This window comes from Micromonospora sp. WMMD735 (genome assembly GCF_049178995.1).
GTDB classification, from domain to species: domain Bacteria; phylum Actinomycetota; class Actinomycetes; order Mycobacteriales; family Micromonosporaceae; genus Micromonospora; species Micromonospora wenchangensis.
In genome coordinates this window covers 3,139,398-3,164,587 of sequence record NZ_JBMHMJ010000002.1, presented here as the reverse complement: position 1 = coordinate 3,164,587, position 25,190 = coordinate 3,139,398, and the positions used below count along the sequence as shown (strand labels likewise).

At 74.9% G+C, this 25,190-nt stretch carries 19 protein-coding genes; 13 read left to right on the top strand and 6 right to left on the bottom strand.

Features of this window, described 5'->3' with window-relative positions; all coding sequences use genetic code 11:
• The first annotated feature begins 81 nt into the window (after positions 1 to 81).
• The 9 genes from ACN268_RS13240 to ACN268_RS13200 all read left to right on the top strand — a co-directional run bounded on the left by ACN268_RS13240 (position 82) and on the right by ACN268_RS13200 (position 10,912).
• Positions 82 to 531: an SAV_6107 family HEPN domain-containing protein gene (locus ACN268_RS13240; RefSeq protein ID WP_421483463.1), complete on the top strand. Its 450-nt coding sequence runs from the start codon at positions 82 to 84 to the stop codon at positions 529 to 531.
• Between the two features lie 162 nt (positions 532 to 693).
• Positions 694 to 1,431, top strand: coding sequence for a hypothetical protein (locus tag ACN268_RS13235; protein ID WP_421483462.1), 738 nt, complete (start codon positions 694 to 696; stop codon positions 1,429 to 1,431).
• On the top strand, positions 1,428 to 3,122 hold the full coding sequence (locus ACN268_RS13230) for a DNA polymerase Y family protein (protein WP_421483461.1): 1,695 nt from the start codon (positions 1,428 to 1,430) through the stop codon (positions 3,120 to 3,122). The genes ACN268_RS13235 and ACN268_RS13230 overlap by 4 nt, the downstream gene beginning before the upstream one ends.
• A gap of 234 nt (positions 3,123 to 3,356) precedes the next feature.
• On the top strand, positions 3,357 to 6,770 hold the full coding sequence (locus tag ACN268_RS13225; RefSeq protein WP_421483460.1) for an error-prone DNA polymerase: 3,414 nt from the start codon (positions 3,357 to 3,359) through the stop codon (positions 6,768 to 6,770).
• Between the two features lie 98 nt (positions 6,771 to 6,868).
• Complete coding sequence (locus ACN268_RS13220; RefSeq protein ID WP_232378670.1) at positions 6,869 to 7,042, top strand: hypothetical protein; 174 nt, start codon at positions 6,869 to 6,871, stop codon at positions 7,040 to 7,042.
• 40 nt (positions 7,043 to 7,082) lie between these two features.
• On the top strand, positions 7,083 to 7,853 hold the full coding sequence (locus ACN268_RS13215; protein ID WP_421483459.1) for a methyltransferase domain-containing protein: 771 nt from the start codon (positions 7,083 to 7,085) through the stop codon (positions 7,851 to 7,853).
• Positions 7,850 to 9,079 (top strand): alkaline phosphatase family protein, encoded by a 1,230-nt coding sequence (locus ACN268_RS13210; RefSeq protein ID WP_421483458.1) that lies wholly within the window; start codon positions 7,850 to 7,852, stop codon positions 9,077 to 9,079. Before ACN268_RS13215 ends, ACN268_RS13210 begins: the two co-directional genes overlap by 4 nt.
• Before the next feature lie 62 nt (positions 9,080 to 9,141).
• Positions 9,142 to 10,401 carry a DNA polymerase IV gene (locus ACN268_RS13205; RefSeq protein ID WP_421483457.1) on the top strand — a complete coding sequence of 420 codons (1,260 nt, stop codon included), beginning with the start codon at positions 9,142 to 9,144 and terminating at the stop codon, positions 10,399 to 10,401.
• 115 nt (positions 10,402 to 10,516) lie between these two features.
• Positions 10,517 to 10,912 (top strand): DUF3040 domain-containing protein, encoded by a 396-nt coding sequence (locus ACN268_RS13200; protein ID WP_421483456.1) that lies wholly within the window; start codon positions 10,517 to 10,519, stop codon positions 10,910 to 10,912.
• 211 nt (positions 10,913 to 11,123) lie between these two features.
• On the opposite strand, the gene ACN268_RS13195 is transcribed toward ACN268_RS13200, so the two are convergent.
• The 3 genes from ACN268_RS13195 to ACN268_RS13185 all read right to left on the bottom strand — a co-directional run bounded on the left by ACN268_RS13195 (position 11,124) and on the right by ACN268_RS13185 (position 16,074).
• A complete protein-coding gene (locus ACN268_RS13195; RefSeq protein WP_421483455.1) occupies positions 11,124 to 13,592 on the bottom strand; it encodes a transglutaminase TgpA family protein in 2,469 nt (822 codons plus the stop codon).
• 123 nt (positions 13,593 to 13,715) lie between these two features.
• On the bottom strand, positions 13,716 to 15,014 hold the full coding sequence (locus ACN268_RS13190) for a DUF58 domain-containing protein (RefSeq protein WP_421483454.1): 1,299 nt from the start codon (positions 15,012 to 15,014) through the stop codon (positions 13,716 to 13,718).
• Position 15,015: 1 nt separating this feature from the next.
• Complete coding sequence (locus ACN268_RS13185; RefSeq protein ID WP_088643029.1) at positions 15,016 to 16,074, bottom strand: AAA family ATPase; 1,059 nt, start codon at positions 16,072 to 16,074, stop codon at positions 15,016 to 15,018.
• Positions 16,075 to 16,515: 441 nt separating this feature from the next.
• On the opposite strand from ACN268_RS13185, the gene leuS reads away from it, so the two are divergent.
• Positions 16,516 to 19,371 carry a leucine--tRNA ligase gene (gene leuS, locus ACN268_RS13180; RefSeq protein ID WP_421483453.1) on the top strand — a complete coding sequence of 952 codons (2,856 nt, stop codon included), beginning with the start codon at positions 16,516 to 16,518 and terminating at the stop codon, positions 19,369 to 19,371.
• A gap of 180 nt (positions 19,372 to 19,551) precedes the next feature.
• Here leuS and ACN268_RS13175 read toward each other — a convergent pair whose 3' ends face one another.
• The 3 genes from ACN268_RS13175 to ACN268_RS13165 are packed head-to-tail and all read right to left on the bottom strand — an operon-like array spanning position 19,552 to position 22,223.
• The gene (locus ACN268_RS13175; protein WP_421486880.1) at positions 19,552 to 20,280 is read right to left on the bottom strand and encodes a TVP38/TMEM64 family protein; all 729 of its coding nucleotides are present in this window, start codon (positions 20,278 to 20,280) and stop codon (positions 19,552 to 19,554) included.
• Complete coding sequence (locus ACN268_RS13170; protein ID WP_421483452.1) at positions 20,264 to 20,986, bottom strand: type 1 glutamine amidotransferase; 723 nt, start codon at positions 20,984 to 20,986, stop codon at positions 20,264 to 20,266. The genes ACN268_RS13175 and ACN268_RS13170 overlap by 17 nt, the downstream gene beginning before the upstream one ends.
• Entirely contained in the window at positions 20,976 to 22,223 is a 1,248-nt protein-coding gene (locus tag ACN268_RS13165) for a MurT ligase domain-containing protein (RefSeq protein ID WP_204927884.1), read from the bottom strand. Before ACN268_RS13165 ends, ACN268_RS13170 begins: the two co-directional genes overlap by 11 nt.
• Positions 22,224 to 22,577: 354 nt before the next feature.
• On the opposite strand from ACN268_RS13165, the gene mraZ reads away from it, so the two are divergent.
• The 3 genes from mraZ to ACN268_RS13150 all read left to right on the top strand — a co-directional run bounded on the left by mraZ (position 22,578) and on the right by ACN268_RS13150 (position 24,925).
• Positions 22,578 to 23,009, top strand: a complete 432-nt coding sequence (gene mraZ / locus ACN268_RS13160; protein WP_421483451.1) for a division/cell wall cluster transcriptional repressor MraZ — start codon at positions 22,578 to 22,580, stop codon at positions 23,007 to 23,009.
• A 207-nt stretch (positions 23,010 to 23,216) separates the two neighbouring features.
• Complete coding sequence (rsmH, locus tag ACN268_RS13155; protein ID WP_421486879.1) at positions 23,217 to 24,326, top strand: 16S rRNA (cytosine(1402)-N(4))-methyltransferase RsmH; 1,110 nt, start codon at positions 23,217 to 23,219, stop codon at positions 24,324 to 24,326.
• Positions 24,323 to 24,925: a hypothetical protein gene (locus ACN268_RS13150; RefSeq protein ID WP_421483450.1), complete on the top strand. Its 603-nt coding sequence runs from the start codon at positions 24,323 to 24,325 to the stop codon at positions 24,923 to 24,925. Before rsmH ends, ACN268_RS13150 begins: the two co-directional genes overlap by 4 nt.
• Positions 24,926 to 25,190 lie beyond the last annotated feature (265 nt).

The window sequence follows — 25,190 nt, the reverse complement described above, 5'->3', positions numbered from 1 at the left end:
CACCACCCGCCCCGGGCGTCGCGCCGGTGGACCTCCTCCACCAGGCGTCCCGCCCGAACCGGTCACGCGGAGGAGACAGTCATGCCGACCAACCCGGCCCAGGCGCCGACGGTGCCCGCGCACGCGCTGCCGCACCGCACCCCGACCCAACTCCTCACGGTGGCCCGACACGGGCTGGCCGAGGCCGCCCGGACCCGCCCCGACGGGCTGCGCTACGCCGCCGCCCACCTGGCCGCGCTCCGCGCCGCCGCCGCCCTGCTGGCCGCCCGGGCCCGACCCGCGCCCGCCCGCCGCCGCCGGATCACCAGCGTCTGGGTGCTGCTCGCCGGGGTCGCCCCCGAACTGGACGAGTGGTCCCGCTACTTCGCCGCCGCCGCCGGCAAGCGGGCCGCCGCCGAGGCCGGCATACCCCGGGTGGTGAACGCCCGGGAGGCCGACGACCTGCTCCGGGCCGCCGAACAGTTCGTGACGGTGGTGGAGCAGGCGCTCGGGGTGACCCACCAGCCCGCCCTCGACGGTCTCGCCGCCTGACCCGGCCGTGCCCGGGTCCCCGCCGGGCACCTGATCCGGCCGGCACCGGACCCGCCGCGGCACCGCGACACAGCGCCCCACCGCGGCACAGCGTCCCACCGCGTCCGGGGCGAGCACGCAGTGCACCTGATCCACGCAACGACACGACGGGGGGTTGGTCCGATGGCGGGCCGCATGGTGGTCGGTTCCGCCGCACTGGCCGATCTGGTCCGCCCGGCGAGCGCCCCGGACCCGGCCGGCAGCCACCGGGTGCTCCCGGTGGCACCCGAGTTGACAGGCCTGCTGCCGCACCGGGGGCTGCGCCGGGGCAGCACGGTCGCCGTCACCGTCGGCCAACCCCGGCGCAGCGGCGGCACCTCCCTGGTGCTGGCGTTGCTCGCCGAGGCGTCCCGGGCCGGGTCGTGGTGCGCGGTGGTCGGGGTGCCCACCTTCGGGGCCGGCGCCGCCGCCGAGCTCGGCATCGCCCTGGACCGGCTGGCCCTCGTCCCGCACCCCGGTCCGGAATGGCCGACCGTGGTCGCCGCCCTGATCGACGGCGTCGACGTGGTGGTGACCGCCGTACCGCACACCGTCTCCGCCCCGGTGGCCGACCGGCTGGCCGCCCGCGCCCGGCAACGCGGCTGCGTGCTCGTCCCGTACGGCCGGTGGACCGGTGCCGACGTGACGCTCCAGGTGGTCCGGGGGGTCTGGGAGGGGCTCGGATCGGGGCGGGGCCGGCTGCGCCGACGCGAGGTCACCGTGTCGGCACGCGGACGCGGGGCGGCGGCCCGTCCGAAGGAGATCACGATGTGGCTGCCCGGGGACGCGCTCACCCGGGTCGTGCCCCCCGCCGCGCCGGCCGTCCCCGCCGCAACCGCCGGGCCCCGGCCGGGCGGATTCACCGTGGTCGGGTCCGGGTGACCGGCGCGCCCGTGCGCACCCTGCTGCTCTGGTGCCCGGACTGGCCGGTGCTCGCCGCCGAGATCGTCGACGGGGTGCCCGCCACCGGCCCGGTGGCCGTGCTGCACGCCAACCGGGTGGTGGCCTGCTCCGCACCGGCCCGCGCCGCCGGGGTACGCCGGGGCCTGCGCCGCCGGGAGGCGCAGGGGCGCTGCCCCACGCTGGCCGTCGTCGACCACGACCCCGGCCGGGACGCCCGCGCTTTCGAACCGGTCGTCGCCGCCGTGGAGGAGGTCGCCGCCGGCGTCGAGGTGGTCCGCCCCGGCGTCTGCGCGCTCGCCGCCCGGGGGCCCGCCCGCTACCTCGGCGGTGAGGAGGCCGCCGCCGAGCGGATCATCGAACAGGTCGCCGAGTCCTGCGCGGTGGAGAGCCAGGTCGGGATCGCCGACGGGGTCTTCGCCGCCGGTCTCGCCGCGCGCACCGGTCAGGTGGTGCCGCCGGGCGGGACCCCGGGCTTCCTGGCCGGGCTGCCCGTCGAGGCGATCGGCCGCCCGGCCCTGGCCGACCTGCTGCGCCGGCTCGGCGTACGCACGCTCGGCGAGTTCGCGGCGCTGCCCGCCGGTGACGTGCTGGCCCGGTTCGGTTTCGACGGCGCCCTCGCCCACCGGCTCGCCGCCGGGCACGACCACCGGCCGCTCGCCGTCCGGCAGCCCCCGGTCGACCTGACCGTCACCGCCCACCACGACGAGCCCCTCGACCGGGTCGACGCGGCGGCCTTCGCCGCCCGGATGCTCGCCGAACGGCTGCACGACCGGTTGGCCGGGCACGGGCTGGCCTGCACCCGGCTCGGCATCGAGGCGGTCACCGCGCACGGCCAGGAGCTGCACCGGGTGTGGCGGCACGACGGGTTGCTCACCGCCACCGCCATCGCCGACCGGGTGCGTTGGCAGCTCGACGGCTGGCTCTCCGGCAGCACCGGCCGGGCCGGTGCCCGGCCGGCCCGGCCGACCGCCGGGATCGTCCGGCTGCGGCTGGTGCCCGACGGGCTGCTGGCCCGCGGTGGGCTGCAACCCGGCCTGTGGGGGGAGGCCGGCGAGGAACGCGACCGGGCGCACCGGGCGTTGAGCCGGGTGCAGGGCATCCTCGGCCCAGAGGCGGTAGTCACCGCCGTGCTGGGCGGCGGTCGCTCCCCGGCCGACCAGACCCGCCTGGTGCCTTGGGGCGACGAACGACTCCCCGCCCGCCCCGGCCCGCCCCCACCGGGTGTCGCCGAGACGCAGCCCGGGGGTGCCGGGCGGGCGGTGACGCAGCCCGGGGGTGCCGGGCGGGCGGTGACGGGGGCCGGGGGTGCCGGGCGGGGCGGGCCCCGGCGGCCGGGTGCCGTACCGCCATGGCCGGGGCGGCTGCCGCCACCCGCGCCGGCCGTGGTGCTGCCCGTCCCGCTCACCGCCACCGTGCACGACGCCACCGGCGAACCGGTGCTGGTCAGCGCCCGGCTGGCGGTCAGTGCCGCGCCCGCCCGGCTGGCCGTCGGCGGCACCGCGCCGACGGAGATCGTCGGCTGGACCGGTCCGTGGCCGGTGGACGAGCGGTGGTGGGCCCCCGCCGAGGCCCGTCGCCGGGCCCGGTTCCAGGTCTGCCTGGCCGACGGTGCCGCCCTGCTGCTGGCCGTCGAGGCGGGCCGGTGGCTGGTGGAGGCGATCTATGACTGACCGGTGGTCCGCGCCGGTCCGGTTCGCGCTGGTCCGGTCCGGTCGGTGGGGCTTGCGCTGCCGGTCGGTGCGGCGTTCCGGCCGGGGCCACCCCGCGTCCCGACGATGCTTCCGGGTGAGCGGTATGCCTGTCAGGCATGAATATGACTCAGCGGAATACCGCTCACCGAGCGGACCATTCCCCGCCGCGACGCCCCTGCCGCGCCCCGCAGCCGGTCGCCGGAAGACGGCCGGATGAGCTTCCACAATCCGAAGCTGCCCTGGTCGGAGCTGGAGCGGGTGCTGTCCGGACGGTCCACCACCGACGGCGGCGCAGGCCCCGGCGGGCCCCGGACCGGCGGACCCCAGGGTGCCGGGCGGCGGCGCGCGGAACGGCACCTGCACGTGGTGGACCCGCTCGCCGAGGCCGACGGCGGCGACTCACCGGCCTGGACCCGGCACCGCGAGCGGTACGCGCCACCGGAGCTGGCCCGCCCGGACGACCCGGTGCCCTACGCCGAGCTGCACGCGCACACCAACTTCAGTTTCCTCGACGGGGCGAGCCACCCGGAGGAACTGGCCGAGGAGGCCGTTCGGCTGGGGTTGACCGCGCTCGCCGTGACCGACCACGACGGGTTCTACGGGGTGGTCCGGTTCGCCGAGGCGGCCCGGACGCTGCACCTGCCCACGGTCTTCGGTGCGGAGCTGTCGTTGGGGCTGCCCGGCCCGCAGCAGGGCGAGCCCGACCCGCTGGGCCGGCACCTGCTGGTGCTCGCCCACGGCCACGAGGGGTACGCCCGGCTCGCGTCGGTCATCTCCCGGGCCCAGCTGCGCGGCGGCGAGAAGGGCCGGCCGGTCTACGGCGAACTGGAGGAGGTCGCCGCCGAGCTGCGCGACCACGTGCTGGTGTTGACCGGCTGCCGCAAGGGGCACGTGCCGGCGGCGCTGCTCACCGCGGGGGTCGACGCGGCGGCCCGGGAGCTGGACCGGCTCACCGCGCTGTTCGGCGCGGAGACGGTGGCGGTGGAGCTGACCGACCACGGGCATCCGGTCGACGCCGACCGCAACGACGCGCTCGCCGAGCTGGCGGCCGCCGCCGGGCTGCCCACCGTGGCCAGCAACAACGTGCACTACGCCAGCCCGGGGCGACGGCGGTTGGCGACCACCCTGGCCGCCGTACGGGCCCGACGCAGCCTGGACGAGATCGACGGCTGGCTGCCCGCCGCCGCCACCGCCCACCTGCGCAGCGGCGCGGAGATGGCGGCCCGGTTCGCCGCGTACCCGGGCGCGGTGGCCCGGGCCGCCGAGTTCGGCGCGGAACTCGCCTTCGACCTGCACCTGGTCGCGCCCCGGCTGCCGGCGTACCCGGTGCCGGCGGGGCACACCGAGATGAGCTGGCTGCGCCACCTGACGCTGGCCGGGGCGCACGAGCGCTACGGGCCGCCCGGGGCACACCCGGAGGCGTACGCGCAGCTGGAACACGAGCTGCGGATGATCGACGAGCTGGGCTTCCCCGGCTACTTCCTGGTGGTCTACGACATCGTGGCGTTCTGCCGCGCGCAGGACATCTACTGCCAGGGTCGGGGCTCGGCGGCCAACTCGGCGGTCTGCTACGCGCTGCGGATCACCAACGTGGACGCGGTCCGGCACCGGTTGCTGTTCGAACGGTTCCTCGCCCCGGAACGCGACGGGCCACCCGACATCGACGTGGACATCGAGTCCGACCGGCGGGAGGAGGTGATCCAGCACGTCTACGCCCGCTACGGCCGGGAGCACACCGCCCAGGTCGCCAACGTCATCTCGTACCGGCCCCGGTCGGCGGTGCGGGACGTGGCGAAGGCGTTCGGCTACTCGCCCGGCCAGCAGGACGCCTGGAGCAAACAGATCGACCGCTGGGGTTCCGTCGCGGCGGTCGACGTCGAGGGCATCCCCGAGCAGGTGGTGGCGTACGCCGACGAGTTGCAGACCTTCCCCCGGCACCTGGGCATCCACTCCGGGGGGATGGTGATCTGCGACCGGCCGGTGATCGAGGTGTGCCCGGTGGAGTGGGGGCGGATGCCCGGCCGCAGCGTGCTCCAGTGGGACAAGGACGACTGCGCGGCCGTCGGGCTGGTCAAGTTCGACCTGCTCGGCCTGGGCATGCTCTCCGCCCTGCACTACGGCTACGACCTGATCGGCCAGAGCCTGGACCTGGGCGACATGACGTTGGACGACCCCGAGGTCTACGACATGCTCTGCCGGGCCGACTCGGTCGGGGTGTTCCAGGTGGAGAGCCGCGCCCAGATGGCCACCCTGCCCCGGCTCAAGCCCCGCGAGTTCTACGACCTGGTGGTGGAGGTGGCGCTGATCCGGCCCGGTCCGATCCAGGGCGGCTCGGTGCACCCGTACATCAGGCGCAAGAACGGCCAGGAGCCGGTGACGTACCCGCATCCGCTGATGCGCAACGCGCTGGAGAAGACCCTCGGGGTGCCGCTGTTCCAGGAGCAGCTCATGCAGCTCGCCATCGACCTGGCCGGCTTCGACGCCGCCGGGGCCGACCAGTTGCGCCGGGCGATGGGGGCGAAACGCTCGGTGCAGCGGATGGCGCAGCTCGCCGACCGGCTCTACGCCGGGATGGCCGAGCGGGGCATCACCGGCGAGCTGGCCGACGACGTCTACCGCAAGCTCACCGCGTTCGCCAGCTACGGCTTCCCGGAGAGCCACGCGATGAGTTTCGCCTACCTGGTGTACGCCAGCTCCTGGCTCAAACGGCACCACCCGGCGGCGTTCCTGGCCGCCCTGCTCAACGCCCAACCGATGGGGTTCTACGCGCCGCAGACCCTGGTCGACGACGCCCGGCGGCACGGGGTCGAGGTCCGCCGGCCGGACGTCAACGCCAGCGGGGCCGGTGCGGTGCTGGAGTCCACCCCGCAGACCCGCTGGGGGAGCGTGCCCGGGGAACCGCCGCACGCCTGGGGGCTGGGCGGTCCGGCGGTCCGGCTCGGGCTGGGCGGTGTCCGTACCCTCGGCGACGACCTGGCGAGGCGGATCGTGGCGGAGCGGACGGCGCACGGGGCGTACCGGGACATGCCGGATCTGGCCCGGCGGGTCGGTCTCACCGCGGGTCAACTGGAGGCGCTGGCCACCGCGGACGCCTTCGCCTGTTTCGGGCTGACCCGGCGGGAGGCGCTCTGGGCGGCCGGGGCGGCGGCCCAGGACCGGCCGGGCCGGCTGCCCGGCACGGTGACCGGCGCGGCGGCCCCCGCCCTGCCCGGGATGGAGGCGGTGGACCGGCTCGTCGCCGACGTCTGGGCCACCGGGCTGTCCCCGGAGACCCATCCGGCCCGGTTCGTCCGGGACCGGCTCGACGCGCTGGGTGCGGTGCCGATCGCCCGGCTGGGGCGGGTGGAACCGGGTCGTCGGGTGCGGGTCGGTGGGATCGTCACCCACCGGCAACGGCCGGCGACGGCCGGCGGGGTCACCTTCCTCAACCTGGAGGACGAGACCGGGATGCTGAATGTCACGTGCTCGCCGGGGCTGTGGCAGCGCTACCGTCGGATCGCCCGCACCAGCAGCGCCCTCGTGGTCCGTGGTCGGTTGCAGCGGCACGAGGGGGTCACCAACCTCACCGCCGACCGGCTGGACCCGATCACGCCGCCGGTGGCACCCGCCTCCCGCGACTTCCGGTGAAGTGATCCACATTACGGTTTTCCGAGCCGGGAGACAGGAGAATTCCGGCACGCGCGGGCAGAGCGGCCCGCGTGCGGCAAGGGGGAAGACCAGTGACGATGGACAGTACGTACACCGGTGGACTGGCGAACGCCCGGCGCACCCGGCTGGGTGCCGGTTGGACGCCCGCCCAGGACGCCGAGCCGCGGGAGTACCAGGTGACCGAGGGGCCGGTGGCGAACACCCGCCGGTCCCGTGCCGAGGAGGACCCGGCCGGCGGCGGGGAGATCTGAGCCGGCGACGGCACCGCCGACGGGGGGTCGGGTGGCGTGGGTGACTAGGCTCGACCGGGTGGAACAGAGCACCCGCAGCCGGTTCGCCGAGCCGCCGTTGACCCCCCGTACCGCCGTCATCTGGTCGGTGCTCGCCGCCGAGCTGCGGCGGCGGGCCGACGACACGTTGACCGTGCTCGACGTGGGCGGCGGCACCGGCGGGTTCGCCGTGCCGCTCGCCCAGGCCGGCCACCTGGTGACCGTGGTCGACGCCAGCCCCGACGCGCTCGCCGCCCTCACCCGCCGGGCCGCCGAGGCCGGGGTCGCCGACCGGGTGCGCGCCGTGCAGGGCGACGGTGACGCGTTGACCGGGCTGGTCGAACCGGCCACCGTCGACCTGGTGCTGTGCCACGCGGTGCTGGAGGTGGTCGACGACCCGACGCCGGTGGTGACCGCGCTGGCCGCCGCGCTGCGTCCCGGTGGCGCGGCGAGCGTGCTGGTCGCCGGCCGGGCCGCCGCCGTGCTGGGGCGGGCCGTGAACGGTCACCTGGACGTCGCCGCCGCGCTGGCCGCCGCCCCCGACGGGGCCGCCGGCCCCCGGGACACCCTGCGTCGCCGCTTCGACGCCGAGGAGGCCGCCGCCCTGTTGCGCGCCGCCGGCCTCACCGTCGAGGAGATCCACGGGGTACGCGTGCTGGCCGACCTGCTGCCCGCCACCGTCGCCGACGGTCAGCCGGGTGCCCTGGTCGAGCTGGAGAAGGCGCTGGCCGGGCGTCCGCCCTACCGGGACCTCGCCGCCCAACTGCACCTGTTCGCCCGCCGTCCGGCATGACCGACCGATCTCCGGCCGGGCCGACCGTGCCCCCGGCCGCTGTGCCGGTGGACCGGGCGTCGGGGCCCGTGCCCCCGGCGGACCCGCTCGCGGTGGTGCCGCCGCGCTACGGCGGGGGCAGCCTGGCCGACGTGCTGCCCAGCGCGCTGGCCGTGCTCGGCGTGCCGGGCGCGGTCGACCTGCTCGGGCTCGCCCCCGGCCTGGCCGGGGTACGCCGGGTCGCCGTGCTGCTCGTCGACGGCCTCGGCTGGTACCAGCTGCCCACCGCCGCCCGGTACGCCCCGACCCTGACCGGGCTGGCCGCGACGGTGGGCCGCCCGTTGACCTCCGGTTTCCCCTCCACCACCCCGACCAGCCTGGTGACCCTGGGTGCGGGCACCTCCCCCGGCGCGCACGGCGTGCTCGGCTTCACCGTCCGGGTGCCCGGCACCGACCGGGTGCTCAACCACATCGACTGGCATGGCGACCCGGACCCGCTGCACTGGCAGCCGGTACGCACCCAGTGGCAGCGGGCCCGGGCCGCCGGGGTCGCGGTGAGCGTGGTGAGCCGTCCCGAGTACGCCGGCAGCGGGCTCACCCTGGCCGCGAACCGGGGCGGCGACTACCGGGGCGTCGGCGGGGTGGACGCGCTGGCCCGGACGATGCTGGCGGCGTTGTCCGCCGGGGCCGGTCCCACCCTGGTCTCCGGTTACCACCCCGACCTGGACCGGCACGGTCACCTCAGCGGGGTCGACTCGGCCCCGTGGCGGATCGCCGCCGCCGAGGTGGACGCCCTGCTCGCCCGGCTCGTCGACGGGTTGCCGGCCGACGCCGCGCTGCTGGTCACCGCCGATCACGGCCAGCTCGACGTGCCGGCGGGGCACCGGTTCGACCTGGACACCGACCCACGGCTGCGGGCCGGCATCCGGGTGGTCGCCGGTGAGCCCCGGGTGCGGTACCTGCACGTCGACCCGGGGGCGGTGGACGACGTGGTGGCGACCTGGTCGGCGGTGCTCGGGTCGGCCGCCCGGGTGTGCACCCGGGAGGAGATGGTGGCCGAGGGGTGGTTCGGCCCGGTCGCCGAGGAACACCTGTCCCGGATCGGCGACGTGGTGGTGACCTGCCGCGACACGTACGCGGTGCTGGCCACCCGGTCGGAGCCGCCGGCGGTGTCCCGGCTGGTGGCGTACCACGGGGCGGACACCGCGGCGGAGATGACCGTGCCGCTGCTGGTGGTCCGGGGCTGACCGGGGCCGTCGCCCGTGGGGCGGGCGGGCCGGTTGTCGTACCTGGCGGTTAGCCTGCCGCAATGGGTCGGAGCCAGTCGTTGCCGCGCGGTGGTGACCCGCGGTTCGGGCCCGACGCCGACGACTCGGCCAGTCCGATCCTGCACGTCGACATGGACGCCTTCTACGCCTCGGTCGAGGTGCGCCACCGGCCCGAGCTGCGGGGCCTTCCGGTGGTGGTCGGCGGGGTCGGGCCGCGCGGCGTGGTCAGCTCCGCCAGTTACGAGGCCCGCCGCTTCGGCGTGCGCAGCGCCATGCCCACCGCGCGGGCCCGCGCGCTCTGCCCCGGCGCGGTCTACCTGCCGCCCGACTTCGCCCGCTACCGGGCGGCCTCCGACGCGGTGATGCGGATCTTCCGGGACGTCACCCCGCTGGTCGAGCCGCTCTCCCTCGACGAGGCGTTCCTCGACGTGGCGGGTGCCCGCCGGCTGTTCGGCCCGCCCGCCGCCATCGCCCGGCAGATCCGGGAGCGGGTCACGGCCGAGCAGGGGCTGACCTGTTCGGTCGGGGTGGGTCCGAGCAAGTTCGTGGCCAAGCTCGGCTCCACCCGGGCCAAGCCGGACGGCCTGCTCGTGGTGCCGGCCGACCGGGTGCTGGAGTTCCTCCACCCGCTGCCGGTCGACGCGTTGTGGGGGGTGGGGGAGCGGTCCGCCGAGACGCTGCGCCGGCTCGGCCTACGGACCATCGGCGACCTGGCCGAGGCGCCGGTCGGGATGCTGCGCAAGGCGCTCGGCGCGGCGTCCGCGACCCACCTGCACGAGCTGGCCCGGGGGCGGGACCCGCGTCCGGTCAGCCCGGAGCACGTGGAGAAGTCGATCGGGGCCGAGGTGACCTTCGACGTCGACGTCGTCGACCCGCAGCAGATCCGGCGGGCGCTGCTGGCCCTCAGCGAGAAGGTGGGCAGCCGGCTGCGCGGGGCCGGTCAGGTGGGCCGGACGGTCTCGCTGAAGGTGCGGCTGTCCGATTTCCGCACCGTGAACCGGTCCCGGACGCTCGGCGTGGCCACCGACGTGGCGCGGGAGATCTTCGACACCTCCTGGGGCCTGTGGACCGCTCTCGACCCGGGTGAGCCGGTCCGGCTGGTCGGCGTGCGGGTGGAGGGTCTGGCCGGGGCGGTCGACACGCCGCGACAGCTCACCCTCGGCGCACCCGAGCGGGGTTGGCGGGAAGCGGAAACCGCCGCCGACGCCGCGGCTGCCCGTTTCGGGCGGTCCGTCATAGGTCCGGCCAGTCTGCTCGGCAGGCGTGACGCCCGCCCCGGCGAAAATAGCAGTCGGCCATAGGTCGTCCCGCTTTCCGACGCGCGACCCCCCTCGTAGACTTGGCGGCAAGCAGCCGGTTGGCTGCCACGGTCTGTCGGCCCGACCGGGCCGACCAACGTGACCGGGGAGGAGTGCCGTGCCGCTCTCGGAGCACGAGCAGCGGCTGTTCGAGCAGATCGAGCGGTCGCTTGCCGAGGACCCCAAATTCGCCTCGGCCGTGCGCGCCAGCGACCCGCGTGTCCACACGCGGCGTCGCCTGCTCGTCGCTGCCGGCGTGGTGGTCGTCGGCCTGGCCCTGTTGGTCTACGGCGCGGTGATCAAGACGCCGCCACTGGCAGTGGCGGGCTTCGTCGTCATGCTGGCCGCGCTGGGCTATGCGGTGCAGTCGCACCGGCGGGGGCAGTCACCTGACCTGCACGTGGTGGGCGGCACGACGAGTCGTCGTCGCCCGCGTGGCCGCGGCGGCCGACGGCCGTCGCTGCTGGACCGCATGGAGGACCGGTGGCGTCAGCGCCCGGAGGGACATCGTTGAACCCCGCCCACCCCTGAGGTGGACGGGCGACACCGACGACGGTAGGTGCCGGACATGGTCCGGCCACCTCCGTCGTATCCCCATGTCCGGGGATAGGGGCGAGGTACCCCACGCATGTGGGGCGAGGTAGCGGCATCCGAAACGACTGATACCGCTACCTCGCCCCATGAGCGTCCCGCCGGGCCTGACCCCCCCGGCCGAGGCCGGCAGGTCAGGCCCGGCGGGTGGCCAGCAGGCGGCGGGGGTTCCAGCGCAGCAGCAGGCGACGCAGCCGCCCGGAGGCCGTCACCAGCCGCGCCGAGCTGTCGCCCAGCGAGGCACGCCAGCGCAGCAGCACCGACGGCGGCAGCACGGCGGCCAGCAGCCGGGTACGCCGGTCGGCCCGCGCGGCGAGAGTGTCACGTACCGTCCGCAGCGCCGGGTGCAGAGGCTCTCCGGTGAGCGGGTCCCGGGCGTACCGGGCGCGTTCCTCGGCCCGGCCGAGCAGCCGTACCGCCGTGGCGGAGCCGGCGTCCTCGCCGACCGCCTCCCGGGCCAGGCGCTCGGCGGTCGCCCGGGGCGTCTCCGTCCGGTCGACCCGGACCCGGTAGTCGACCAGGGTGTCCAGCAGCTCGTCCCAGGCGGCGTGGGCGTCCGCGCGGGCCCGCTCGGCGTCCGCGCCCAGCACCGTCATCGGGATGCTCACGCCCGCCCCGTCGTCGGGGGCGGCACCGGCCGCCACCGGAACGGGCCGACGGTGCCGCTGCCGGCGTAGCGCGCGCCGCCGCAGCGCCGGCAGCGCCAGCAGTGCCGCCAACGCCAGCAGCGCGCCAAGCGTCCACCAGGGCCAGGTCGGGGCCCGCTCGACGGGGGCGCCGGTGGTCGGGTCGAACCCGGCGTCGGTGTCCTTGTCGATGGCCTCGTCACGCTGCGGCCCGGCCGTGGCCCCCGGGTCCTCCGGCGTGGTCGGCGCGGCCGTGTCCGACGGCTCCGGGTCCGGGGCGTCGGAGTCCGGTGCCCACGCCGACCGGGTCGACCCCTGGACGCCGTACGCCGGGGTGGCGTCGAACGGCACCCAGCCGAACCGGTCGAAGTAGACCTCAGTCCAGGCGTGCAGGTTGCGGTTGGTCAGGACGGCGGTGTCCCCGTCGACGCTGCTGCCGTTGGTGAAGCCGAACGCCACCCGGGCCGGGATGCCGGCCTCCCGCACCAGCCAGGCCAGCGCCGCCGCGTACTGCTGGCAGTAGCCGACCTTGTTGGTGAGGAAGTCGACGATCTCCTGGCCGCTGGTGCCGCCCTTGGTGCTCAGCGAATAGCTGAACCCGTTCTCCCGGGAGAAGTAGTCGTAGAGCGCCCGGACCCGGTCGTAGTCGGTGGACTTCCCCTCCACCAACCGGTTGACCAGCACGCTGACCTCGCGCACCTCCGGCGTGCGGGTCTGCTGCAGCCGGATCGGGTGCTCGGCCGGCAGCGGGCGGGCCCGGCGCAGCGCCGCCGGGGTGTACGTCGAGCGCACGTACTCGAAGGAGTAGCGCTTGCCCCGGGAGTTGTCCCGGTTGGAGAAGACCACCCCGAGGTTCTGGTCGTACGACCAGTTGCCGTTGAGCCCGTCGAAGCTGACCGGGTCGGTGTAGACCGGCACGAAGGGCATGTTCAGCGACCGGTTCACCTCGACGGTCGCCCGGTAGGTCTGCTGCTCCACCCCCGCCTGGGCCCGGTCGGCCGGGTTGGGCAGGTCCCGGTTCACCGGCCGGCCGTTGGGCGGGCGCACCCGGAAGCCGTCCGGGCGCAGCTCGTCGGCGACGCCGAAGCGCAGGTAGAACGGGTTCTCCTCGGTGGTGGTGACGGTGACCATGTCGGCCACCTCGGACTGGTTGAGCTGCCCGCTGAGGGCGGCGAACAGGTCGATCCGGCCGGGCCCGCCGCCCTGCCCGAGGCGTCCGTTGCCGGTGCCGTTGCCGGCGGTGTTGAACTGGTCCAGCAGCCCGCCGGACATCCCCGGCACGGCCAGCGGCAGCACCACGGCCAGCACCACCCCGACCACCGCCAGCCGGCGGCCGGCGGCGGCCAGCGGGGACGACTCCCAGACGTCCACGTCGCGGCCCTCGCCGGTGAACCGGCGACCGAACCGGCGGACCCGGTCGACGTTGTCGGTCACCAGCAGCCAGAGGTAGCCGGCGGCGCCGACCACGAACGGCAGCGCGGGGACGCTGTCGACGTAGACCGCCACCGGCACCGAGTAGATGGCCAGCATGGGCAGCCCGGCCAGGGCCGGCCGGCGCAGCCCGACGGCGAGCACGTCGACCACGATCGCCACCGAGCCCACCCCGAGCACGCTGATGAACAGCAGCGGGGTGGTGTCGGGCACCTTCACGCCGTAGGAGCGCATGTCCTGCAACGAGCCCTGTGCCAGCTCACCGAAGTGGGCCAGCGTCGCCGGCGTGGGCAGGAAGGCGACCAGCTCGCCACCGCCCGGGAAGAGCCAGGTCAGGGCGAGCAGCAGACCGGCGAGCATGCCCAGCACCTGGCCCCACAGCGGGGCCCGGACCAGCCGGGTGAGCGCCGCCGCGCCGGCCACCACGGCGACCGCGATGGCCGACTGGATCAGCCAGGTCCACTGTTGGAAGATCGACGACAGCGGGGCCGCGGCGAGCAGGGTCGCCGTGGCGGCCACGAAGCCGATGTTCCGGGACGCGTTCACGACGTCACCCTCTCTGTCGGGCGTCGGTGGCGGGGCCGACCGCACGGCGGCCGACGACGGCGGTACGCCCGTCGACGACGCGGCGGACCGGCCGGTGGTGCCGGTGCGGGGCCGGTCGACGGCTCACCGGACGGCCCCGGCGACCGTCTCGGCGAGCGCCGCACGCAGCGCGAAGCCCTGTGAACCGCGGCCGGCCTGCGGCCAGAGCGCCGGGAGTTGGCCGTCGTGGTCGACCCCGATGACCCGCCAGCCGCCCTGCAACAGGGACAGCGCGGCGGCGGCGTGGGCCTGCTCGGACTCGAACCGGGCCCGCTCGGGCAGGCTGAGCCAGGTGGAGCTGTGCAGCACGAAACCGACGCAGGTCGCCCCGTTGCCGCGCAGCCCGCCGAGCAGTTCCGCCTCACTGGTGGTCAGCGAGCCGAACAAGGCGATGATCAGGCCCCCGTCGGCGCGCTGGCGGACCCGCTGCACCAGCGTCGCCACGTCGCCCCGCTGGTCGAGCCGGACGTCGGCGAGGTGGTCGAGGAGCAGGCCGTCCCCGCTGGCCTCGTTGGCGTCGACGTCGACCCCGTCCCCGGTGACCAGGCGCAGCCTGTACCCGGCCTGGCGCAGGTGCACGGCGATGCTGGCGGCGGCGGAGACCGCCCACTCGAAACTGGCCGTCGGGCCGTCACCCCGGTGCCCGTGCGCCCGGGTGTCCAGCACCACCGTGGCGCGGCTCTCCCAGGGCTGCTCCTCGCGGCGCACCATCAGCTCACCGGTGCGGGCGGTCGACTTCCAGTGCACCCGACGCAGGTCGTCACCCCTGCGGTACTCCCGGGTGGCGGCGTCGTCCTCGCCGTGCACCGCCACCGACCGGGCCCGGCTGTCGCCGCTGCCGGCGTACTCGCCGGGCAGCCGTACCGAGGGCAGCGGGGTGACCTGCGGGATCACGGTGAGCTGTTCGGTGCTGGGGAACGCCCGGCTCAGCTCGCACAACCCGAACGGGTCGGTCATCCGGATCACCAGCGGACCCACCTCGTACCGGCCGCGCACGTCGGCGCGCACGGTGTACGCCACCGAGCTGGCCTGGTGCGCCCCGAGCCGTTCCAGCACCACCCGGGGCCGGCTGCCCAGCGCGTACGGCAGCCGGTCCTCCAGCAGCAGGGTGCCGGTGGGCAGCCGGGACATGTTCTGCAACCGCAGCACCACCCGGGAACTGGCCCCGACCGGCACCCGGTGCGGGTCCAGCGAGCGGTTGCAGGCCAGCTTGTACCGGGTCCGGCCGACGTAGAGCGCGGCGAGCAGCGGCAGGACGGCGAGCAGCACCGCCACCCGGAGCAGGTCCCGTTCGCCGAGGATGCCGGCCGAGATCGCGGCGGCGATGGCCGCCGCCAGGAACGAACGGCCCCGGGTGGTCAGGCCACGCAGCCCGTCCCGCACGTCACGGCCTCCGCGGCTCGAACGGCGGGCGGCCGTTGCCGGCGGCGGGGCGGGGGGTGTCGTATCCGGTGGGGCGCTTGCGGTCCGGCGGCAGGGCCAGCCGGTGCACCAGCTCGGCGACGATCGCGTCGGTGGTGCGGCGGGCCAGCTGGGCGTCGGCCGTGGGAATGATCCGGTGGGCCAGCACCGGCACCGCGAGCGCCTGGAGGTCGTCGGGGAGCACGTAGTCGCGGCCCTCCAGGGCGGCCACCGCGCGGGCGGTGCGCAGCAGCTGGAGGGTGGCCCGGGGGGACGCGCCCAACCGCAGGTCGGGGGCCTCCCGGGTGGCGGTGACCAGGTCGACGGCGTACTGCTTGACGGCGTCGGCGACGTGCACGTTGCGGACGGTGGCGATCAGGCGGCGGACCGTGTCGGCGTCGGAGACCGGGCGTAGCTCCTGGAGCGGGTCGGCGGCGCCGTGCCCGTCCAGCATGGCCAGCTCGGCGTCCGGGCCGGGATAGCCCATCGCGATCCGGGCGGTGAACCGGTCGCGCTGCGCCTCCGGCAGGGGGTACGTCCCCTCCATCTCGATCGGGTTCTGGGTGGCGATCACCATGAACGGGGTCTGTAGCTGGTAGGTGACGCCGTCGACGGTGACCTGGCGTTCCTCCATGCATTCCAGCAGCGCGGACTGCGTCTTCGGCGAGGCCCGGTTGATCTCGTCGCCGACCACCAGGTTGGCGAAGACCGCACCGGGGCGGAACTCGAAGTCGTGCGTCTCCTGGTTGTAGACGCTGACCCCGGTGACGTCGCTGGGCAGCAGGTCGGGGGTGAACTGGATGCGCCGCACCGAACAGTCGATGGACCGGGCGAGCGCCTTGGCCAGTTTGGTCTTGCCGACGCCCGGGACGTCCTCGATCAGCAGGTGCCCCTCGGCCAGCAGGACGGCCAGGGCGAGCCGTACGGTCGCCGTCTTGCCCTCGATGACCTGCTCGATGTTGGCCACGATGGCCTCGCTGGCGGCGCGGAACTCGTCGTGCGGCAGCACGCCGCCCACCTCGTCCCAGGTCTGTTGTGTCACGGGCCTTCTCCTCGTCGCGACGGCAGCTCGGTAAAGAGCACCTGGACCCGTCGTTCGGTTCGCAACGGGAAGCCTCGTCTGCCGCAGGAATCGCACTGGTCTCTCAGGCTAACCATGTTTACGGTGAACGCCGAACCCTGCCGGAAGTCGGCCGGTCACCCGGCGGATATTCGTCAGGTCGGGGGACCGGACGCGGCCGGGCGACCACGGAAGGTGACGGTCGCGGGGTGGATGTGCCGGGCGGTCGCCCGACGCCACGGGGTACACTGCGGAACATGACCGGAGTCTTCCTGCTTCTTACCGGGCCGTGCTGATGCGCTGACGCGCGACAGCACGGCGGCCCCTCCTGTGCGAGGGGCTTTTTCGTGCCCGCGGCGGGGTCCTGCGGGCCCGACGCTCCCCAGACCCGACACGACCGCGCCAAGGAGCCAAGGAGAAGGCATGAGCGAGGCAGCCGCACCGGCGGGCGACATCCCCCCGTACCGGTACACCGCGGCCATGGCCGACGAGATCGAGCGTCGGTGGCAGGACACCTGGGAGCGGGAGGGCACCTTCCACGCGCCGAACCCGACCGGCCCGCTGGCCGACCCGGGCCACCCCCGGGCGGGCGCGGAGAAGCTGTACGTGCTGGACATGTTCCCCTACCCGTCCGGTGCGGGGCTGCACGTCGGGCACCCGCTGGGCTACATCGGCACCGACTGCTTCGCCCGCTACCAGCGGATGGCCGGGCGCAACGTGCTGCACGCGATGGGCTTCGACGCGTTCGGCCTGCCCGCCGAGCAGTACGCGGTGCAGACCGGCACCCACCCCCGCACGACCACCGTGGCCAACATCGAGCGGTACAAGGCGCAGCTGCGCCGGCTGGGGCTGGCCCACGACGAGCGGCGCTCGGTAGCCACCATCGACACCGACTTCTACCGGTGGACCCAGTGGATCTTCCTGCAGGTCTACAACTCCTGGTACGACCCGCAGGCGCGGCGGGCCCGCCCGGTCGCCGAGCTGACCGCCGAGTTCGCCGCCGGTGACCGGCCCACCCCCGGCGGTCGGGCCTGGGCCGAGCTGAGCCCGGCCGAGCAGCGGCGGATCGTCGACGACCACCGGCTGGCGTACGTCTCGGAGGCGCCGGTGAACTGGTGTCCGGGGCTGGGCACCGTGCTGGCCAACGAGGAGGTCACCCCGGACGGCCGCTCCGACCGGGGCAACTTCCCGGTCTTCAAGCGCAACCTGAAGCAGTGGATGATGCGGATCACCGCGTACGGTGACCGCCTGCTGGACGACCTGGACACGCTGGACTGGCCCGAGTCGATCAAGCTGCAGCAGCGCAACTGGATCGGCCGCTCCACCGGTGCGCACATCGACTTCGCGACCGGGACCACCGACTCCGGCGAAGCCCGCATCAGGGTCTTCACCACCCGGCCGGACACCGTCTTCGGGGCCACCTACCTGGTGCTGGCCCCCGAGCACGAGCTGGTCGACGCGCTGACCCCGGCGGCCTGGCCGGCCGGGACGCGGGACGCCTGGACCGGTGGGCACGCCGGCCCCCGGGAGGCCGTCGAGGCGTACCGGAAGGCGGCGGCGGCCAAGACCGACGTGGAGCGGCAGGCCGACACGAAGGAGAAGACCGGCGTCTTCGTCGGCGGGTACGCCACCCACCCGGTCACCGGCGGCCAGATCCCGATCTTCATCGCCGACTACGTGCTGGCCGGCTACGGCACCGGCGCGATCATGGCGGTGCCCGCCCAGGACGAGCGGGACTGGGCCTTCGCCGAGGTGTTCGACCTGCCGATCGTGCGGACCGTGCAGCCGGCCGACGGGTTCGACGGGAAGGCGTGGACCGGGGACGGGCCGGCGATCAACAGCGCCGCGCCCGAGCGCGGCCTGGACCTGAACGGGCTGGGGGTGGCCGACGCCAAGGCGGCGACCATCGCCTGGCTGGAGGCCAACGGCCACGGCGTCGGCGCGGTCACCTGGCGGCTGCGGGACTGGCTGTTCTCCCGGCAGCGCTACTGGGGCGAGCCGTTCCCGATCGTCTACGACGCCACCGGTGCGGCCGTCGCGCTGCCCGAGGAGATGCTGCCGGTCGAGCTGCCCGAGGTGGACGACTTCTCCCCGAAGACGTTCGACCCCGACGACGCCGACAGCAACCCGGAGACCCCGCTGTCGCGGCGGCGCGACTGGGTCGAGGTGGAGCTGGACCTGGGTGACGGGCCGAAGCGGTACACCCGGGAGACCAACGTGATGCCGCAGTGGGCCGGCTCCTGCTGGTACGAGCTGCGCTACCTGGACCCGACCAACTCCGGGCGGTTCGTCGACCCGGAGAACGAGGCGTACTGGATGGGCCCACGCGCCGAGGGCGACTGCGGGGGCACCGACCTGTACGTCGGCGGCGCCGAGCACGCCGTGCTGCACCTGCTGTACGCCCGGTTCTGGCACAAGGTGCTGTACGACCTGGGTCACGTGTCGTCGTTCGAGCCGTTCCGCAAGCTGTTCAACCAGGGCATGATCCAGGCGTACGCGTTCCGCGACTCCCGGGGCACGCCGGTGCCGGCCGAGGAGGTCGTCGAGGTCGACGGCCGCTGGTTCCACGGCGAGCACGAGGTGACCCGCGAGTACGGCAAGATGGGCAAGTCGCTGCGCAACGTGGTCACCCCCGACGACATGTGCGCGGCCTACGGCGCGGACACCTTCCGGGTGTACGAGATGTCGATGGGCCCGCTGGAGGTGTCCCGCCCCTGGGAGACCCGGGCGGTGGTCGGGTCGTACCGGTTCCTGCAACGGGTCTGGCGGGCCGTGGTCGACGAGCAGACCGGCACGCTGCGGGTCACCGACGCGCCGGCCGACACCGAGACCCGCCGGCTGCTGCACCGGGTGATCGACGGGGTCCGGACCGACATGGACGGCATCCGGTTCAACACCGCGATCGCCAAGCTGATCGAGCTGACCAACGCGGTGACCCGGCTGGAGCAGACCCCGCGCGAGGTGGCCGAGCCGCTGGTGCTGATGCTGGCCCCGTTCGCCCCGCACGTGGCCGAGGAGCTGTGGCGGATGCTGGGCCACGACACCTCGCTGGCGTACGCCGACTTCCCGGCCGCCGACCCGGCCCTGCTGGTCGCCGACACGGTCACCTACCCGGTGCAGGTCAACGGCAAGGTCCGGGGCCGGATCGAGGTGCCCGCCGACGCCGCGCAGGAGGCCGTCCGGGCGGCGGCCCTGGAGGCGGTCGCGTCCGCGCTGGCCGGCAAGGAACCCCGCAAGGTCATCGTGGTGCCGGGCCGGTTGGTCTCGGTCGTCGCCTGACGGTGCCACCCGTCGTGGGGCCGCGGTAGCGCGCGGTGACGGCGGGCCGGGACAACTGTCGACGTGGAGCGGTATGCCTGAGCGTCATAAACATGACGCTCAGGCATACCGCTCACCCGACCCGACCATTCCGCCGGGACCGTTCGGGCCGCCGCGCACCGGCGAACCAGTTCCGCCCGGTCAGGGGCGCGGGTCGGCGACCACGGACCGGCGGGCGCGCTCCGCCCGCCACCACTGGTACGCCAGCACCGCGCTGGCGATCAGCCCGAGGCTGGCCGGGGCGGCGGCGTACCAGTTGATGCTGCCGGGGGAACTTGCCGCCGCGCCGATGGCGGCGTAGCCGAAGGCGGTCGGGGCGGAGGCCAGCACGCTGCCGACCAGGAACGGCAGCACCCGCGCCCCGGTGGTGCCGTAGCCGTAGCTGACCAGCCCGAACCCGGCGACCGGCAGCATCCGTACGGTGATCACGCCGAGCACGCTCTGCCTGGCGAACCAGCCGTCGAGCCGGGCCAGCCGGCCGCGTACCCGTTCGGCGACGAACTCCCGGCCCAGCACCCGGCCGACGGCGAAGCCGAGCGCGGCGGCCAGCAGTGCCGCGCCGAGCGCGTACGCCGCGCCCTCCAGCGCGCCGAACACGGCCCCCGCCGCCAGCGTGACGAAGGTCCGCGGAACCAGCGCCACCAGCAGCAGCGCCCCGACCACCACGCCCAGCACCGGGGCGTACCCGCCGAGCGAGTCGGCCAGCCGGGGCAGGTCGGCGACGTCCGGGTGCGGTGTCACCAGCAGCAGCACCAGGAAGCCCGCGAGCATGACCAGCAGCAGGGCGAACCGACGTGCCGACGGCTGGCGCAGCAGCCGCCGGACGGCGGAGGTCACGGGCGGGCGGCGGGCGTCACGGGCGGGCGGCAGCGGCCACGGCGGCGCGGCGTTCGGTGCGCAGCCGCTCGGCCCAGGCGTCGTCCAGCGGCGGGAGCTGGTGCGCGCCGGTGGCCCAGCGCAGCAGCAGGTCGGCCAGGGCGGGGTTGCGGGCCAGCGCCGGCCCGTGCGAATAGGTGCCGAGCAGCTTGCCCCGCCACGCGCCCTCGGTGACGCCGTCGTTGCCGACCCCGGCACTGACCCGGGCCAGCGGCGACACGCCGGGGCCGAGGTGGGTCCGGCCGCCGTGGTTCTCGAACCCGGACAGCGGCGGCACGCCCAGCCGGGGGTCGATCTCGCCGGCCAGCTCGCCGACGGCCCGGGTCGGACCCCGGTCGGAGGAGAGGTCGAGCAGCTCCAGCCCGGCGCACCGGGTGCCCTTGGCGAAGAAGGAGGTGCCGAGGAGCTGGTAGCCGGCGCAGACGCCGAACACCACCGAGCCCTGGGCGACGGCCCGGTGCAGGCCGCCGTCGGCGAGCAGCCGCTGCGCGCCGAGCGCCTGCGGGCCGTCCTCGCCGCCGCCGAGCAGGTAGATGTCGGCGGTGGCGGGCAGCCGCTGGTCGGAGCGGACCTCCAGCACCTCGACCGGCATCCCGCGCTGCTGCGCCCGGCGGGCCAGGATCAGCAGGTTGCCCCGGTCGCCGTAGGTGGAGAGCAGGTCGGGGTAGATCCAGACGATACGCAGGCTCTCAGTTGACACGGTCCAACTCCGCTCGGATGTCCTGGAAGGCGGTGTAGTTCGCGATGACCTCCAGCCGGCCCGGCGGGACCGCCCGGACCGCCTCGCCGAACGCCCGGACGTGCTGGAACGGCACCCCGTTGACGTCGAGCCGGACCGCCAGGTCGTACGCGCGGTCGCCGGTGATCAGCACCTGCCGGCCGCGCAGCGGGGCGAAGTCGACGTCGAACAGCCAGGAGGTGTCCAGCCCGTCGGGGTCACGGGCGTTGATGGAGAGCAGGGTGGGTGCCTCGTCGGCCATGTCGAACGCCTCCAGCCAACTGGCCGGGTTCTTGGCCAGCAGCAGCCGGATGTTGCGCCCGTCCCGGTCGACCTGGGCGTACCGGCCGGCGACCGAGGTGACCGTGTGCAGCCGGGAGACGGCGTCGACGGGGCGTACCCCGAACTCGGCGGCGACGGCCAGCGCGGTGGCGGCGTTGCCGAGGTTGACCTTGCCGGGGAGCTGGAGGGTCACCTTGTGCCAGGCCCCGGTGGGGTCGAGCACGCCGTCGTCCTCCACCGTCCACTGGGCGTCCGGGCGGCGCAGCGGGCAGCCGGAGCACCACCACTGCTCGCCGGAGCGCTGGATGGTGGAGCCGCACTCGGGGCAGACCCAGGAGTCGTCGTGCCAGCGCTGGCCGGCGCTGAACCAGGTGACGTGCGGCGGGCGGACGCCCTGCGCGGGGTCGGCGGGTGGGGTGGCCGCCCAGACCACCATCGGGTCGTCGGCGTTGGCCACCACCCGTACGTCGGTGTGCCGGACCAGCGCCGCGCGCCAGAGCTGCGCCATCATGGCGACCTCCTTGGCCCGGTCGAGCTGGTCGCGGGAGAGGTTGAGCAGGGCCACCACGTGCGGCTCGGTGGCCTCCAGCACCTGCGCGAGGTAGTGCTCGTCGACCTCCAGCACCGCGTACGGGGTGCTGCCGGCCTTGGCCAGCGCCGAGGTGTGCCCGGTGGGCATGTTGGCGCCGAACGAGTTGGTCGCGACCCGGCCGAGCACGCCGACGGCGGCGGCGCTGAGCCGGGTGGTGGTGGTCTTGCCGTTGGTGCCGGAGACCAGCGCGATGGCGCGTCCGGCCGAGAGGTGGGCCAGCAGGTCGGGATCGATCTTCAGCCCGATCCATCCGCCGATCACCGAGCCGTCGCCCCGGCCGGCGGCGCGCGACAGCGCCGCGGCGGTCCTCGACACGGAGCTGGCCACCTTCGCCCGCAGGGGCATCTTCGCGTCCGTCACGCGAGCGAGGTTACCGGACCCCCGCGCCCGCCAGATCGCCGCCGACGGCGAACCGTTCGGTCGGGGCCGGCCGGGCGTCCGGTCGGCGGACGCTCCACCGGATGGAGTCGATCTATGTCGGGTAGCGGACGCGGCTGCGGCCCGGCGCGGCCCTCCACTCCGCTCCACCCGCTCTGACGTGCGGTTTTAACCGTGGCGGCGACGCGCCGGGGCGGCGATTCTGGTTGCAGGTGGAGGGAAGTGGAGTAGAGTGGGGCGCAATGGTGAGGCCGGGAGGGCCCACCGGCCCAGGGGGTCAGCGGCGCCGCGAACGCCGCTCAGGGCAAGGGGGTTGGGCCGATGTTCCTCGGCACCCACACTCCGCGCCTGGACGAAAAGGGCCGTTTGATCCTTCCGGCCAAATTCCGGGACGAGCTGGCGGGGGGTGTCGTGATCACCAAAGGGCAGGATCGCTGCCTCTACGTCTTCCCCACGCCCGAGTTCCACCGGATCGCCGACCAGTTGCGCGCGCAACCGATGACGAACAAGGCGGCCCGGGCCTACAGCCGGGTCTTCTTCGCCAGCGCGCACGACGAGGTCCCCGACAAGCAGGGCCGGGTCACCATCCCGTCCCACCTGCGGACCTACGCCGCGCTCGACCGGGACCTGGTGGTGATCGGGGCGTCCACCCGGGTGGAGATCTGGGACCGGACGGCCTGGGAGAACTACCTCGCCGACAGCGAAGACGACTTCGCCGACATCGAGGAGGGGGTGCTGCCCGGCGGTCTGTAGGGCGCGGCGACGCCCGACGTACTGCGAGATCTCCAGCCGCTTTCGAGTTCCTGGCGCCCCTTCCCCGGTGCCAGGGGCACGATCTCCACTCCGGGCGTCGGCCCGGAGCCGGGGCGGGAGCGGATGGGGATCTGGCGGTACGACGGCACGGCGTCGTCCGACGGCGGAGCGCGACACGACGAGACGTATTCCACAGTGGGGGTCGACATGGGGGAGCTACGCGGTACGCACGTGCCGGTGCTGCTTGAGCGGTGTCTCGAGCTGCTGGCCCCCGTGCTGGACCGGGGCGGCCGCACGGTTCACGTCGATGCCACGCTGGGGTTGGCCGGTCATGCCGAGGCGGTGCTGCAACGGCATCCGCACACGGTGCTGATCGGCCTGGACCGGGACACCGAGGCCCTGGCGCACGCCCGGGTCCGGCTGGCCCGGTTCGCCGACCGGATCCACCTGGAGCACGCCGTCTACGACGAGCTGCCCGAGGTGGTGGACCGGCTGGGCTACCCGGGCATCGACGGGGTGCTGTTCGACCTGGGCGTCTCGTCGTTGCAACTCGACGCGCCCGACCGCGGGTTCGCCTACGCCCAGGACGCGCCGCTGGACATGCGGATGGACCAGACCCGGGGGGTGACCGCCGAAGAGGTGGTCAACAGCTACTCCCATCCGGACCTGGCCCGGGTGCTGCGGGTCTACGGCGAGGAGAAGTTCGCCGGCCGGATCGCCTCGGCGATCCTGCGGGAGCGGGAGCGGGGTCGGATCACCTCCTCGGCCCGGCTGGCGGAGCTGGTCAGGGAGAGCATTCCGGCACCAGCGCGACGAACCGGGGGACACCCGGCCAAGAGAACGTTTCAGGCTTTACGCATCGAGGTAAACAGGGAACTGGCGGTGCTGGAGACGGCGCTGCCGGCTGCCCTCGACAAGCTCCACGTGGGCGGTCGCATGGTGGTCCTGTCCTACCACTCGCTGGAGGACCGGCTCACCAAGCAGGCGCTCGCCGACCGGGTCCGCAGTAAGGGCCCGGTCGACCTTCCGGTGGAACTCCCCGGGTCGGGTCCGACGTTCCGGCTGCTCAGCCGGGGTGCCGAGCTCGCCGGGGAGGCCGAGGTCGCCGCGAACCCGCGGGCCGCGTCCGTGCGGCTGCGGGCGGCGGAGCGACTCGACCCGGCCACCGGGCACCAGGGGCGGACCGACCGCGAACGGTCCGGCCGACGGGTCAGGGCGATGCACCAACCGGGCACGGGGTCGACGCGGGGTTCCACAGTGGACCTGGAGGCGATCCCGGGGGACGGCAGGACGGACGAACAGGGGGAGGGGACATGAACGTCAACAAGCGTGACGGCCGCGACGCGGTCGTCGGGCAGCGCGCACCGCGGTCGGGGGGCCGGACCACGGCGCAGCGCACGACCCGTACCACGACGCCGGCGGACCTCGCCGGTCGAGCGGGGGAGGCGCGCCGGGGGGCGCGCGAGTTCCCCACCCAGGGCAGTGCCGCGTTGCGGCCGGCGGAGCAGCCGGCCACCCGTACCGCCACCACCGCCGCCGGGTCGCCCCGGCTGCGGGTGGCGCCGCCGCCGCCGGTCCGGGTGCCCCGGGCCCCGTTCGCGGCGCTGATCGTGGTGCTGGTGGTCGGCGGGGTGCTGGGCATCCTCGCGGTCAACACCAAGATCAACGAGAACGCGTTCAAGCTCCAGCAGCTCCAGCAGCAGCAGGCCCGCCTCGACGTCGACCAGCAGCAGCTGGAGAAGGAGATCGAGGAGGCCAAGGAGCCGGGCAACCTGACCGCGGAGGCCCGCAAGCTGGGCCTGGTCGAGGCGGGCGAGCCGGCGTACATCCGGCTGCCGGACGGTCGGCTGATCGGCGTGCCGCAGCCGGCCGACGGGCAGCCGGCGATCACCAGCCAGCAGGGCAACGGGGGGTAACGCCCGTGCCACCGAGATCCGACGATCCGCGCCGGGACCCCACGGGCTCCCGGCGCGGATCGGTTCGTGGCGGGGCCGCCCGGGGCGGCGGGCCCGGGACGCCGGAACCACGCACCCCGGAACCACGCACTCCCGAGCCGCGCACCCCGGAGCCGCGCGGCGGAGAACCCCCGGCCGCCGGACCCCGCGCCGGTGAGCCCCGGGGCCAGGGCCGTGCCGGTGAACCCCGCACCGGGCAGCCCCGGACCGGGGACGTCGGGGGAAT